The 15392-nt window shown below is 25.9% G+C and carries 12 protein-coding genes and 2 other annotated features; of the genes, 5 read left to right on the top strand and 7 right to left on the bottom strand.

Annotation, left to right across the window (positions count from 1 at the left end; all coding sequences use genetic code 11):
* Positions 1-5 precede the first annotated feature (5 nt).
* Positions 6-1676: an acyl-CoA mutase large subunit family protein gene (locus tag ABFX13_RS02735; RefSeq protein ID WP_346042069.1), complete on the bottom strand. Its 1671-nt coding sequence runs from the start codon at positions 1674-1676 to the stop codon at positions 6-8.
* A gap of 502 nt (positions 1677-2178) precedes the next feature.
* Between ABFX13_RS02735 and ABFX13_RS02740 the strand changes: the two genes are divergently transcribed.
* On the top strand, positions 2179-2823 hold the full coding sequence (locus tag ABFX13_RS02740) for a Crp/Fnr family transcriptional regulator (protein ID WP_346042072.1): 645 nt from the start codon (positions 2179-2181) through the stop codon (positions 2821-2823).
* A 19-nt stretch (positions 2824-2842) separates the two neighbouring features.
* Here the strand turns inward: ABFX13_RS02740 and ABFX13_RS02745 are convergent, their stop codons facing one another.
* Both ABFX13_RS02745 and ABFX13_RS02750 read right to left on the bottom strand, forming a co-directional pair.
* Positions 2843-4045, bottom strand: coding sequence for an alanyl-tRNA editing protein (locus ABFX13_RS02745; protein WP_346042076.1), 1203 nt, complete (start codon positions 4043-4045; stop codon positions 2843-2845).
* Between the two features lie 93 nt (positions 4046-4138).
* On the bottom strand, positions 4139-5020 hold the full coding sequence (locus ABFX13_RS02750; protein WP_346042080.1) for a YegS/Rv2252/BmrU family lipid kinase: 882 nt from the start codon (positions 5018-5020) through the stop codon (positions 4139-4141).
* 263 nt (positions 5021-5283) lie between these two features.
* Between ABFX13_RS02750 and ABFX13_RS02755 the strand changes: the two genes are divergently transcribed.
* Entirely contained in the window at positions 5284-7200 is a 1917-nt protein-coding gene (locus ABFX13_RS02755) for an ABC-F family ATP-binding cassette domain-containing protein (RefSeq protein WP_346042085.1), read from the top strand.
* Positions 7201-7248: 48 nt separating this feature from the next.
* Here the strand turns inward: ABFX13_RS02755 and ABFX13_RS02760 are convergent, their stop codons facing one another.
* A complete protein-coding gene (locus ABFX13_RS02760; RefSeq protein ID WP_346042088.1) occupies positions 7249-7848 on the bottom strand; it encodes a hypothetical protein in 600 nt (199 codons plus the stop codon).
* Positions 7849-8008: 160 nt separating this feature from the next.
* Positions 8009-8229, top strand: a binding site (T-box leader).
* Between the two features lie 89 nt (positions 8230-8318).
* On the opposite strand from ABFX13_RS02760, the gene ABFX13_RS02765 reads away from it, so the two are divergent.
* Positions 8319-9698: a YjiH family protein gene (locus ABFX13_RS02765; RefSeq protein WP_346042090.1), complete on the top strand. Its 1380-nt coding sequence runs from the start codon at positions 8319-8321 to the stop codon at positions 9696-9698.
* Positions 9699-9873: 175 nt separating this feature from the next.
* Positions 9874-12021: a YhgE/Pip domain-containing protein gene (locus ABFX13_RS02770; protein WP_346042093.1), complete on the top strand. Its 2148-nt coding sequence runs from the start codon at positions 9874-9876 to the stop codon at positions 12019-12021.
* Between the two features lie 31 nt (positions 12022-12052).
* Here ABFX13_RS02770 and ABFX13_RS02775 read toward each other — a convergent pair whose 3' ends face one another.
* Entirely contained in the window at positions 12053-12628 is a 576-nt protein-coding gene (locus tag ABFX13_RS02775) for a DUF3867 domain-containing protein (RefSeq protein ID WP_346042095.1), read from the bottom strand.
* A 236-nt stretch (positions 12629-12864) separates the two neighbouring features.
* Complete coding sequence (gene asnS, locus ABFX13_RS02780; RefSeq protein ID WP_346042099.1) at positions 12865-14265, bottom strand: asparagine--tRNA ligase; 1401 nt, start codon at positions 14263-14265, stop codon at positions 12865-12867.
* 53 nt (positions 14266-14318) lie between these two features.
* Positions 14319-14552, bottom strand: a binding site (T-box leader).
* A gap of 153 nt (positions 14553-14705) precedes the next feature.
* Between asnS and ABFX13_RS02785 the strand changes: the two genes are divergently transcribed.
* Positions 14706-15101, top strand: coding sequence for a hypothetical protein (locus ABFX13_RS02785; protein WP_346042101.1), 396 nt, complete (start codon positions 14706-14708; stop codon positions 15099-15101).
* A 57-nt stretch (positions 15102-15158) separates the two neighbouring features.
* Here the strand turns inward: ABFX13_RS02785 and ABFX13_RS02790 are convergent, their stop codons facing one another.
* A complete protein-coding gene (locus ABFX13_RS02790; RefSeq protein WP_346042103.1) occupies positions 15159-15353 on the bottom strand; it encodes a CDIF630_02480 family spore surface protein in 195 nt (64 codons plus the stop codon).
* Positions 15354-15392: the final 39 nt, after the last annotated feature.

Here is a 15392-nt window from a genome sequence, read left to right on the forward strand (position 1 = left end):
CCTCCTTATATCATAACCGCTTGTTTATATTCACCAAATTCTTCTCTCATAACTCCACATACTTCTCCTAGTGTAGCATATTCTCTTACTGCATCTAATATATATGGCATTATATTTTCATCACAATTACAAGCTTTTCTTAAAGCTTCTAAAGTCTCTTTAACTTTCTCATTATCTCTTCTTTGTTTAAGTTCTTTTATTTTTTCTTTTTGTCTTTCTCCAACCATTGGATCAACTTTTAACAGTCCTTTCGGTGCTTCTTCTTCTATTTCAAACTTGTTAACTCCAACTATTATTCTATCTTTATTTTCTATTTCTTTTTGATATTTATATGCACTATCCATTATTTCTTGTTGAATAAATCCTTTTTCTATTGCTTGTGGAGCTCCACCTAATTCATCTATCTTTTCTATTAATCTTAAAGCTTCTTTTTCTATCTGACTAGTTAAACTTTCTACATAATAAGAACCTGCTAGTGGGTCTATACTATCTGCTACACCACTTTCGTGTGCTACTATTTGTTGTGTTCTAAGTGCTACTCTTACTGAATCTTCTGTTGGAAGTGCTAGTGCTTCGTCTTTTGAATTTGTATGTAATGATTGAGTACCTCCAAGTACTGCTGCTAATGTTTGAATTGCAACTCTAACTATATTGTTTTCAGGTTGTTGAGCTGTTAATGTACATCCTGCTGTTTGAGTGTGGAATTTAAGTGCCCATGATTTTGGATTGGTTGATTTAAATCTTTCTTTCATAACTTTTGCCCATATTCTTCTCGCTGCTCTAAATTTTGCAACTTCTTCTAATAAATTATTGTGTGCATTAAAGAAAAATGATAATCTTGGTGCAAAGTCATCAACATTTAAACCTGCTTGTATAGCTGCATTGACATAAGCTATACCATCTGCCAATGTAAATGCTACTTCTTGAACTGCATTAGAACCTGCTTCTCTTATATGATAACCTGATATACTTATAGTGTTCCACTTTGGTACATTTTTCGAACAATATTCAAATATATCAGTTATTAATCTCATTGATGGTTTTACTGGAAATATGTAAGTACCTCTTGCTACATATTCTTTTAATATATCATTTTGTATAGTTCCTCTTAATTTATCAGGAGTTACTCCTTGTTTTTCAGCTACTGCTATATACATAGCTAAAAGTACTGATGCTGGTGCATTTATAGTCATTGATGTTGAAACCTTGTCTAGTGGTATCCCATCAAATAATATTTCCATATCTGCTAGTGAATCTATGCAAACTCCAACCTTACCTACTTCACCTTCAGATATAGCATCATCTGAATCATACCCCATTTGTGTTGGAAGATCAAATGCTACAGAAAGTCCCATAGATCCTTGATCTATTAAATATTTATATCTTTTGTTTGATTCTTCTGCTGTAGCAAATCCAGCATACATTCTCATAGTCCAAAACTTACCTCTATACATAGTAGGTTGAACTCCTCTTGTAAATGGATATTGCCCTGGATAACCTAAATCATTTTCATAATCAACTTCTACATCTAATGGTGTGTATAATCTTTTCATCTCTTGTCCTGTATCAAATTCAAACCTTTCTTTTCTTTCTGGAAATCTAGATATAGACTTACTAACCTTACTTTCTTCCCATTTTGCAAATCCAGTTTGAATTTCTTCTTTTTTACTAGACATGTTAAATCCCCCTATTCTTTTATCCCTAAAGTAATTTTTAAATAATTTTCATTAGAGATTTTATACATTAATAAACCAATTAAAATAAATTTATAAGCTTTTTATATATTTACTTTAAAATAACTAAAAAAATTACCCTTTTAAATATCTCTTCACTAAAATTATTACATATATATCATACATATTGCAATCGTTTTTACCAACCTTTTATATCCTATGAATAATGGATATTAAAATTTGAAATTTTCAAAATTTAATCTTTCATACTATGAAAATATAATTTATTAAAAACTTGTTAAATCAACTTATAAATTATATTTTTTATAAATTAACTTCTATATCATGCAACTATTTCTTATTTCTTTTCATTGATTGCTAAAAATTTTTATAAATTATTTTTTATTCATAATAATGCTTTGTTATTTAATATTTATATTCTATTGAATAAAAGTATCATCTTGATATACAATATATCTAAAAAACTAAAATGTAAGGTGATGACATGTTTAAAAATTTAACTAAAGCTGAAATCTTAGATTTATTTAAAGACTCTAATTATATAATAAAAAATTATGATAAAGAAAGCATAATTGCACTTGAAGGTCATCCATGTACATCTATTGGACTAGTGCTTAAAGGTGGGATTGATATTAAAAGATTTTTACCTGGTGATAAAGTAATACTTATTTCATCGTTTTCAAGTGGAAATTTATTTGGAGAAGTCATAACTTTTTCTGATGTAAATATATATCCTGCTACAGTCATTTCTAATTCGAAAAGTGAAATTATGTTTATAGATAAATATGATTTTATAGATTTTTGCTCTAACCATAAAGAAATATTAGTTTCTTTTTTAAATGATATAACTAATAAAATAATAGAACTTAATAAAGTTGTTAAAACTGTTTCTTTTGCAAGTATTAGACAAAAAATCGCAAGTTTTTTATTAGATGAATATACATCTCAAAAAAGTAATTTTATAAAAATGCCTAAAACTAAAACAAAATTAGCTGAAAGTTTAGGTGTTCCCAGACCATCTTTATCTAGAGAATTTATTAATATGAAAAATGATAATTTAATTGAATATACTAATGATTATGTAAAATTACTCGATATAGATAAGCTTAAAGGTATATTAATAGAGTAGGAAATTCCTACTCTATTTTTTATTTTAATATATTTTCAATTTTCATAGATGCATAATTTAAAACTGATTCAACATTTCCATTATCTTTCCCCCCACCTTGGGCTAAAACTTTACTTCCTCCTCCTCTTCCATCTACTAATTTTATAGCATCTTTTAATAAATCATTCATATTTAATTTATTAAGATTTTTAGATGATGCAAATATAAAACTTGATTTATCATCATCTTTAACTCCCATTAAAGCTATAGTATTATCATCTTCCACTAACTTAGAAACTACTTTTGATACATATTTTACATTTTCATTTTCATAAATCTTTTTAACTAAAGAAACTTCGCCTAATTTATCTGCAGAATCTATCATTTCCTTAACTTGATAATTAGATATTTTATCTTCTATCTTTTTATTTTTATATATAGCTTCATTTAATTTATCATTTAAACTTTGAATTCCTTTTATAGCTTCTTTGTCACTACAACTTAAGTATCTGCATATTTCATTTAAATATCTATCTTTTTCTATGCTATAATCTATAGCTCTTTTACCAGCTAAATACTCTATTCTTATAGCATCTCTACACTTTTCAAATCTTTTTATTTTTATCATTCTAAGAGATAATGTTGATCTTGGATGCACTCCACAACATGCATTTATATCTAAATCTCCTATTTTTACAACTCTTATTTGTTCATTTGTTTTAGGTAAATCTCTTCTTAATCCCATCTTTTTAAGTTCTTTTCTATCTGGTGTTAAAAATTCCACCATTATATCCTTTTCAATTATTTCATTTGCAAATTCTTCAGCTTTTCTTATTTGTTCTTCAGTTAGCATTCCTTGTATATCTACAGTACTAAATTCTTTTCCCAAATGAAATCCTACTGTATTTGCATTAAATAATTTAAAAAAACATCCAGAAAGTACATGTTGTCCAAAATGTTGATTCATACCATCTTCTCTTTTATCCCAATCTATAATGCACTTTACTTTATGTATCTTTATAGGCTTAGTTTTTGTAACATGATAAACTATACCATTTTCTTCATATACATCTATAACTTCATGGTTGTCAATTTTTCCACTATCACAAAATTGTCCACCACCACCTGGGAAAAATGCAGTTTTATCTAATTGTATATGAAAGTTTGAATATTTTTCCTTTATATCAATTATTTCTGCTGTAAATTCTTTTATATATTGATCTTTGTAATATAATTTTTCCATATTTATCTCCTTTTTCTAAAGTTAAACCATAATTTATATCATAAGTATAAACTAAAATCCACATATGTATCAATGTGGATTTTATCAATATAACTATTCAATTCCTAATATTTGAATTCCTTGTTTATCACATTTTATATGCAAAGGAAAGTTTGGTCCTCTTTCGCCATCTATATCTGTTACTATGTCTTCTTCACAGTTTATATAAAGCTCATCAGTTTTAAAATATATTATTTCATTATACTTATCTATGGGTGCACCTTTTATAATATCTAAAATAAGTGGAATAGTCTTTGGTATTGGCATAGCTTTAAAAATTATAACATCTAATAAACCATCATCTAACATAGCATAATGTGCTAAACTTATATTTCCTGCAGTTCTCCCATTTAGTATTAATATTAAATACATATCCCCTTCATATTCTAACTCTTTTGATTTTACATTAACACTAAACTTTCTAAGGTGAAGAGCATCTTCTATTCCTTTTATAATATATGATACTCTTCCTATTGAATTTTTTAAATTTTCATCTACTCTTTGTGATACATCCGTAAACATTCCAGTACTTGCTATGTTTACAAAGTAATCTTGATTTATTATACCTAAATCTATAGGCTTTGGCTTAGAATTTATTATTTTATCTATTGCTAAATTAATATCTAATGGTATATTAAGTACATTAGCAAAGTCATTGGCTGTTCCTGTTGGGAGTATTGCTATAGGTAAATTAATATTATTTTTTTTCATATAATTTACTAACCTATCTATACTCCCATCTCCTCCAGCCACTAAAATATATTCATAATTATCATTTATATCTTCTAGCCCATTTTCCATTGTATTATTTTTAGATATTCTGTATGGAACCACTATATATCCATTGTCTTGAAATTTTAATATTATATCATCTAGCTTATAAATTATTTTTTTATCTCCTGAATTTGGATTGTATATAAATTTTATCTTTTTCATATATATCACCACTTTTCAATATGTATGTTATCTAGTCTTATATCTATTTTAATATTATGTTTCTTTATAATCAAATATATTATATAAATATATTTCTTATTCTATAATAATTTCAAGTGTAACATTTATATTCTAATCATAAAAATTTTTAAAAGATAAGATTATTTAAAGAAAGTCACATCTTATTTTTATTTAAAATTCCTATATAATCTAAAAACTGTTATAATAGTTTAGTAAATTAAAATAACAATAAGGGTGGTAACATGAATTTAATTACATTAGAAAATATAACAAAGAGTTACTCTGAAAAAATACTAGTTAATAATATATCTTTAGGAATAAATGAAGGTGACAAAATAGGTTTAATTGGTGTAAATGGTACTGGTAAATCTACTTTACTTAAAATAATAGCAGGTGTAGAAGAAGCAGATAGTGGAAATATAACAAAACCAAATAAAGTTAGAATAGAATATCTTCCTCAAAATCCATACTATGATGAAAGTGCCACAGTTTTAGAACAAGTCTTTAAAGGAACTTCAAGTGAAATGAAACTTCTTTGTGATTATCAAAAAGTGTTAGATAAATTAAGTTTAGAATATAATGATTCTTTAAATAATGAATTAATAAAATTACAAGATAAAATTGACAGCCTTAAACTGTGGGATTTAGAAAGTGAAGCAAAAACTGTATTAACAAAACTTGGTGTTAATAATTTTAATCAAAAAGTAGCTGAATTGTCAGGAGGTCAAAGAAAAAGAATTTCACTAGCCTCTGCTCTTATAACTCCATGCGAGTTATTGATATTAGATGAGCCTACGAACCATCTAGATAATGATACAATAAGCTGGCTAGAAGAATATTTAAATAATAAAAACATTTCACTACTTATGATAACTCACGATAGATACTTCTTAGATAGAGTTACTAATAGAATTATAGAACTTGATAGAGGTAAACTTTTTAGTTACGATGGTAATTACTCAGTTTTTCTTGAGAAAAAAATAGAGAGATTAGCCTTAGAATCAAGTATGGAACAAAAAAGACAAAATTTAATAAGAACTGAACTTGCATGGGTAAGACGAGGAGCTCGTGCTCGTACAACAAAGCAAAAAGCTAGACTTCAAAGATTTGATGAACTTGTAAATGATGTACCTACTTATAGAAAAGATAATTTAGACATTTCTACTGCATCTAGCCGATTAGGTAAAAAGATAATAGAAATTCAAAATATATCTAAATCTTTTGGCGATAAAAAAGTGATAAAAAACTTAGAATACGCTCTTTCTCGTGTTGATAGAATAGGTATTATTGGTAAAAATGGTATGGGTAAATCTACTTTAATAAATATATTAAATGGTAAACTTAAACCTGATAGTGGCCATATCGAAATAGGAGAAACTGTAAAAATCGGATGCTTCTCACAAGATGATTCTCATATGAATCTTGACATGCGCGCTATTGATTATGTAAAGGAAGTAAGTGATTATATAGAAACTTCTGATGGACAAAAAATCACTGCATCTCAAATGTGTGAAAGATTTTTATTTGATGGAACTATGCAATATACTCATATAAGAAAACTTTCAGGTGGAGAAAGACGTAGACTTCATCTTCTTAGAACATTAATGAGTGCACCTAATGTTCTTCTTTTAGATGAGCCTACAAATGATTTAGATATTGAAACACTAAATAGATTAGAAGATTATTTAGATGAATTTCCTGGTGTTGTTATATGTGTTTCCCATGATAGATATTTCTTAGATAGAATATGTAATAAAATATTTGCTTATGAAGGTCTTGGAAATATTAATATATACACAGGAAATTACAGTGAGTACCTAGTGTATAAAGAAACTCATCCTGTTGAGGTAGAAAATATTGAAGTTAAGCCAACTTCTAATTCTGTAAAAAAAGAAAAACCTAAAAATAATAAAAAACTTAAATTTACTTTTAATGAACAAAGAGAATTTGATACTATAGATGATGATATAGCTTTACTTGAAGATAAAATACAATCTATTGATGATAATTTAGATAAATATTCAACTGATTTTACAAAGCTTCAAGAAATGCTTGATGAAAAATCTAATTTAGAAAAAGAGCTTGAGCATAAATATGAAAGATGGGAATATTTAAATAATTTAGCTGATGAAATAGAAAAATTAAAAAATAATAATTAATAAAAAAAACTATATGTTTTAAAAAGCTAAACATATAGTTTTTTTATATTATATACTTAAAATATTAAAACTATTAAATATCTTATCTATTACATTTTTGTACTGTTTTTCTAAAAATTCATCTACATTTATTTTTAATTCATATATTCCTTTTTTACCAACTGTCATTAAAGTATAACTTACTATACCATCTATAGCTTTAGTTTTTACAATCTTTCCACTAATTTTTTCATTTTCGTATTCCATAATTTCATCTACATTTAATATATGATTTACTATTGAATCTATAGAAATTAAATTTATACATTCATTTGGTATTTCTATTAAAAACCCTTGAGTTTTTATATTGTATAATTCAAAATCTTCATCTTTTTCCATAGTTATAGTATCAAAACATTTATCATTTATAGTTTCTAATTTTTTAAAATGACTTGGAATTTCAACTTCATATCCTAAATTACTTTTTATAGTATCATACTTAAAATCATTAGTATTTTTATTGTATTTGTTTTGTTCATTTCTTATTTTTCTTAAGTAATATGATGATTTTTTAAATCCTTCTTCATATGCTTTTAAAAAATATTTCTTTGATTTTTCAATTTCTTTATTTTTTAAAAGTTCAACTGCTTTTTCATAATTATTAGACAAAAATATCCCTCCAAAACAAATGATTATTACCTTTATATACTATGCTTTATTTTTCATTAAAATTCTTTTAGAGTAATTTTCTTTGAATTATTAAAATTTTTTATAAATTTTTTATTGACAATATATATTTTTTCTATTACGATAATATAAACTAAATATTAAAAATTCTGTGAAAAAGAGAGTAGCTTAAGTGAATTTTATAGAGAGTTAAGGATGGTGGAAGCTTAACATTGAAATTTAAGTGAAGAGAGCTTTGGAGAATATAGTTTGAAATTAAGTATGACTATAGGTTTTCTCGCCTTAAGAGATTAAGTGGATAGAATTTTATTTATCGTTATTCTATCAACCAGAGTGGTACCGCGGAAAATATTCGTCTCTTGGCTTTTAGCCAAGGGACTTTTTTAATTTTAAATATAAATGCATTTATAGGTAAGTTTATAATTTAAATATTTAAAAGGAGATTTTGTTTTATGGAGAAAAATATTAATGTTTACAATGAAAATAAATCAAGTAATTTTTTAAAATTTTTAATACCATCATTAATTGGGTTACTTTTATTTGTAATACCACTTCCCTATGGTAAATTTGTACCTATTGAAGGTATATCTTCTATAAATATAGGTATTGGATTTTTAGCTGAACTTATTAAAATTTCATTTTCAAATTATCTAGATCATATAGCACTTGTAGTAATTGTTTGTTCTGCTATATTATCTATTTTAAGTAAATTCATAAATATAAAAAATGATTTTTTAAAAAGTGTTTTAGATGTTCCTTTATTTTGGCTATCATTTAGAATATTAGGTTCTTTATTTATTGCTATGACAGTACTTAATTTTGGTCCAGAGTTTATTAAATCTGAGGTTACTGGCCAGACTATATTAGGTGTTTTACCTAGTCTTTTAGCTATATTTTTAGTTTCTGGATTCTTATTACCTTTAGTTGTTGATTTTGGACTTATGGATTTTGTAGGAACTTTAATATCTAAATTTATGTATAAAATCTTTAAAGTTCCTGGACGTTCTGCAGTAGATGCTATCTCATCTTGGTTAGGGGATGGTACTTTAGGCATTATGATAACTAATACACAATATAAGCAAGGTTTTTATACAGCAAAAGAAGCTTGTATAATATCTGTTTGTTTCTCATTAGTATCATTACCGTTTTCTACAGTTATAGCTGACCAGTTAGGACTTATGAATCTATTTGTTCCATTTTATGGAACTGTATGTATTGCATCATTAGCTTGTGCTATTATAATGCCTCGTATATATCCTCTATCAAAAATTAAAGATGAAACATATCAAAATGTAGATCATCTAAAAGAAGATTTAATACCTGAAGGTGAAAATGTAATAAATTTTGCTTTATCTAAAGCTTTAAATAGAGCAGAAAATGCGCCTTCTTTACAGGTAATAATAAAAAATGGATTTAAAACTGTTATAGATATGTATTTAGCTTTACTTCCACTTGTTATGGCATGGGGAACTTTAGCACTTGTTGTTGCTGAATTTACTCCAATATTTAATTGGATATCTTTCCCTATAGTATTTATATTAAAACTACTTCAAATACCTAATGCAGTGCAAGCTGCTCCAGCTGTTTTAGTTGGATTTGCAGATATGTTTCTTCCATCTATAATGGTTTCAGGAGATACTTTTGATATATTAACTAAATTTATAATAGGTGCTTTATCTATAACTCAACTTATATATTTAACAGAAACTGGTGCAGTTATATTAAAATCAGATATACCTTTTAATTTAAAAGATTTATTTATAGTATTTTTAACTAGAACTTTAATAGCACTACCAATTATAACATTATTAGCTAAACTTATACTATCATAAAAAATGGTCCTACATGGGCCATTTTTTGTTTATAATATATTAAATTAATTTGGTTATAATTACTATATAATATTAATTCTATATTACATATTTTTACTTTAATATTGACTTTTAACTTTAAAAACATTATAATTTAAATTCATTAGAATTCTTACTTTCGGAGGTGAAAATTATATTGAGAAATATACTTGATATATTCAAAAAAGATGTAAAGGATATATTTACTAACTATGCAATGCTTATAGTTGTAGGAGCACTTTGTATATTACCATCTTTATATGCATGGTTTAATATAAAAGCATCATGGGATCCATATGGTAGTACTAGTAATATATCAGTAGCTGTTGTAAATAATGATAAAGGTACTACTGTAAAAGATAAGCACATTAATATAGGAGATGAGCTTGAAAAAAACTTAAGAGAAAATAGTGATTTAGGATGGAAGTTCGTTAGTAAAAAGAAAGCACTAGATGGTGTTAAGGATGGTTCATACTATGCTTCAATAGAAATTCCAAGTGACTTTTCAAAAGATTTAACTTCTCTTATAACTTCAGATGTTAAAAAAGGAAAGTTAATTTATACAGTTAATGAAAAAATAAATGCTATAGCTCCTAAAATCACTGATAAGGGAGCTTCAACAATACAATTACAAATAAACCAAACTGTTGTTGAAACTGTAAGTCAAATTTTATTTGAAGCTTCTAATGAATTAGGTGTAGAACTTGAAGGTCAAATTCCAAAATTAACTGATATAGAAAACTCTTTAGTTGAGATTCAAAGTAAATTTGGTGATGTAAATAAAACATTAGATTTAGCATCTGATGGTGCTAATAAAGTTCAAGATTTAGTTAAAGACATAAAAAAGGACATTCCTTTAATAAAAGAAACTTTAAATAAATCTAAAAGTTTATCATCTGATGTTAAAGAGTTTCTGAAAAACTCTCAAAGTAGTATAAACAGTATTACCCCAATAATAAAAAATGATATATCTGTAATGAATGATATAGCTAATTCTATTGTTAATACTACAAATACATTAAATAATTCTATTAGTAATGGTACTGATGATGCTTTAACTTTAGCAAATAGTTTATCTACTAAGTTAAATAATTTATCAAATGTAAATAAATCACTAATAGAATTTTTAAATAAGTTAAACTCACTTACACCAAATCATCCCTTAACTAATGTTATAAATAAGTTAAAAGATGTAGATTCAAATGTGACACAAGGAGTTAACTCTTTAAATAGTTTAAAAGGTCAACTTCAAGGTGGTCAAACACCTGCATCTAATACACTTGATAAAGTTTTAAAAGTAGGAAATGATATAAAAGGTATTACATCTAATTTATCTAATAATTTTGATTCTACAATCTCTGCTCCTATAAATAATATCTTTGAAAAAGGATATTCAGTTAGCGATAATGTAATCAAAACTTTAGAAGATGCTGAATCTAAATTACCTAAAGCTGAAAGTATATTAGATACGACTTTTTCACTGTCTGACAAAGGTATTGAAGGAATAAATTATGCAAAAGAAAAATTACCTAAAGTAGAAAATATAGTAGATGAACTTACAGATGCTATAAAGAAAGTTAATAATCAAGAAGATTTAAATGATTTAGTAAAACTACTTAAAAATGACATAGTAAAAGAAAAGAATTTCTTAAAAGAACCTGTTACTGTTAATCAAAACAAATTATATCCTATAGAAAATTATGGTTCTGCTATGACTCCATTTTACACTGTTTTATCTTTATGGGTTGGTTTACTTTTATTATCTTCACTTTTATCAGCTGAAGTTCATGGAGATTATAAACCATATCAAGTATACTTAGGTAGAGGTCTTACTTTTACAGCTATTGCTGTAATTCAAGCACTAATAGTAAGTTTAGGAGACATATACATACTTGGTGTTCAATGTGTAAATCCAGTTCTTCTTGTATTAGGTTCTGCATTTACAAGTATTGTATTTACTTTTATAGTATATTCTCTTTTATCTGTGTTTGGAAATATGGGTAAAGCTATGGGAATAATACTTTTAGTTATTCAAGTAGCTGGTTCAGGTGGAACATTCCCAATTGAAGTTACACCTAAGTTTTTCCAAATGGTAAATCCATATTTACCGTTTACTTATGCAATATCTATGTTAAGAGAATCAATAGGTGGAATTTATTATCCTGTATTATATAAAGATATAAGCATATTATGTATATATATAATAGTTTCATTATTAATTGCATTACCACTAAAGAAACCTATAAATAAAATTTATAAAGTATTTAATGGTAAATTTAGTGAAAGTGGTCTTTCAGAACACTAAAAAAGAGATAGGATTACTCCTATCTCTTTTTTTAATAATCATATTCAGTTGTATTTTCACACATAATTATATTTATCTTTTTATTTAATATATTCTTATAAGATAATAAAAGTTCATTTAATTCTGCATCAATTAAATTTATTTTTCCCTTACTTATTAAAATTACTTGTTCTTGATCGATTATTACTTTTATATCATTATGGTCATTTTTTATATACGTCTCCACACAAGCCTTTGGTTTAATTTTTTGACTATATTTATCATAAAATCCTATACTATTTTTTATATCATCAAAATTTGAATTATTTATTTCATTAAAATCTATATTATTATAATCTATACCAAAGTTTTTTAACTGACTATCTATTTCAGATGAGTCCATCCCATATCTCTCCATAAATTTTTTTTGAATATTAATAAATTTTTCTTGAGATATATTATTTTCCTTCATATAATCCATTATCTTTTTAGAAAATTCAACCATACTTAATTTGCCTGACATAACAGAACCATAAAGACTATATATATATTGTTCAAATTTATCAACATCAGAATCTTTTACTTTATTCTTCAGCTTATTAAAATCTATTATTCTATCATCTGACATATTGATACCTCCTGATTAACATTTAGCTTTTAACCTTATTAATATTATATTCTAATAAAGTTTCCATGTCTACAGTATGAAATTTAGTGCATATTACTTAATATTTTTATTATATCTGTATTTTTCATAAACTCATAATTAATTAAATATAATCAATATAGTTTTTTATAATTATATAAAAACTATATAAAAAATAGCGAGAAAAACTCGCTATTTTTACTTATATTAACTTTTTATTAGAATTCTGCATTTTTTGGAGTTCTTGGGAATGGTATAACGTCTCTTATGTTTGCCATACCAGTCATATACATTATAATTCTTTCAAATCCTAATCCAAATCCTGAGTGAGTAGCTGTTCCGAACTTTCTAAGTTCTAAATACCACCAGTAATCTTCTTCATTAAGATTCATTTCTTTTATTCTTTCTAATAATACATCGTATCTTTCTTCTCTTTGAGAACCACCAACTATTTCTCCAACACCTGGAACTAAAAGGTCCATAGCTCTTACTGTTTTTCCATCTTCATTCATTCTCATGTAGAATGCTTTTATATCTTTTGGATAATCAGTAACAAATACTGGTGCTTTAAATACTTGCTCTGTTAAGTATCTTTCATGTTCTGTTTGAAGATCATCTCCCCATTTTACTGGGTATTCAAATTCATGTCCTGACTCTTGTAACATTTCAACAGCTTTAGTGTAAGTTATTCTAGTAAATTCAGAATTTACTACATTATTTAATCTATCCATTAATCCTTTATCTATAAAACTATTGAAAAATTCCATTTCTTCTGGAGCATTTTCCATAACATAGCTTATTACATATTTTATCATATCTTCTGCAAGTTCCATGTTATCTTCTAAGTCTGCAAATGCTATTTCAGGTTCTATCATCCAGAACTCTGATGCATGTCTTTGTGTAAATGAATTTTCAGCTCTAAAAGTTGGTCCAAAAGTATAAACATTTCTAAATGCAAGAGCCATTATCTCAGCATTTAATTGACCACTAACTGTTAAATTAGCTTCTTTTCCAAAGAAGTCTTTAGAATAATCTATAGCACCTTCTTCATTTTTAGGTATATTATTTAAATCCATAGTTGTTATTCTAAACATTTCTCCCGCACCTTCACAGTCACTTCCTGTTATGATTGGTGAATGTGCATATACAAAGTTTCTATCTTGGAAGAACTTATGTATAGCATATGCAGCTAAACTTCTTACTCTAAATACTGCAGAGAAAGTGTTACTTCTTGGTCTTAAATGAGCTATAGTTCTTAAGTATTCTAAAGTATGTCTTTTCTTTTGTAATGGATATGAACTATCTGATTCACCTTCTAATTCGATTTTAGTAGCTTGTATTTCTACTGGTTGTTTAGCACCTTCTGTAGATACTAATTCACCTTCTACTAATATAGATGAACTTATTGGAAGTTTTGTTATTTCTTTAAAGTTTTCTAACTTATCTTCAGCTATTACAACTTGCATATTCTTAAAGAAACTTCCATCATTTAATTCTATGAATCCAAAGTTTTTAGATGCTCTAGATGTTCTTATCCATCCAGCTACTTTTACAGTTTTTCCGATATATTCTTCTTTATTTCTGTAAAGTTGTTTAATTTCAGTAAATTCTCTTTGCATTTTAAATCCTCCTATAAATTTTATTTTTAATATAAAAAAAGCCCTTCATCCCTAAAAGGGACGAAAGACTATTACTCTCGCGGTACCACCCTAATTGCCTAAATAGGCCACTTAGCTAAGCTTTGCTTAATGGTCTGTAACGGGACCTTCCGTCTAAGCCTACTCTTTAATTAATTTCGGTTAGAGACTCCGAGATGTTCTTCAATATAAATTTCGTATTGAGCTCTCACCATCCTCAACTCGCTTTAACTACCTTTTATATTTACTCTTCTCTTCAATGTCTTTATAGTTATTATTTGAATTATTTACTAAGATTATACCAACTTATATTTTTTAAGTCAACGATTTATTTTTTATAAAATTTATATATTTTTAAATTTTTTATCAAATATGTTTAATTTATATTTTTTTATTAATAATTTTAAATAGGAGGTGTTTTTTTGAAATACTTATTAATTTTTATATTAGTATTATTATTTATAGGTCCAAGTGCTAATGAATGTACCTCTTTTTCTCAAGCTTTAAAATCAGGTGTTTATAACTACATAACTTGTTTAGATACTTCTTTTAATTATTTAGTTAAAAATGTACCTATTTTTAATAAAATTTCTGAAATCTCATATAAAAATTCCTATGATAAAATTATGGATAATAGACATCTTGTAAAGCACTTTGTTGAATATGGTCAAACTTTAGATGAAATAATTAAATCTTATAATACTAATATAAAAAATATTGAAGATTTTAGAAAAGTTGTATATACAAAAAATCCTAATATAGTTTCTAAAGATTATACATTAAAATCAGGTGAGTATATACTTATTCCAAGTGAATAAAATAAACCCATAAAAATATACCTAATAATTTATATAAATTATTAGGTATATTAAAAATTATAATCTACTTCCGTTATCAACCCAGTCTTTAGCTTCTTCTACATTTCTTAGAGAAGGGATTGATACATTGCTTTCTGACTTTAAATCTTCAGTTCCAGACCAAGCAGCAGTATATTCATTTTTTACTGGTCTATTGGACTTTAATCTTTTATTGTCTGATCCATTAAGTGCCTTACATTTTTCATTTTCCAAATTAATTCACCTCTTTTCTTTTGTATTAGTTTTTACATT

Source organism: Paraclostridium tenue, from assembly GCF_039521565.1.
GTDB lineage: Bacteria > Bacillota > Clostridia > Peptostreptococcales > Peptostreptococcaceae > Paraclostridium > Paraclostridium tenue.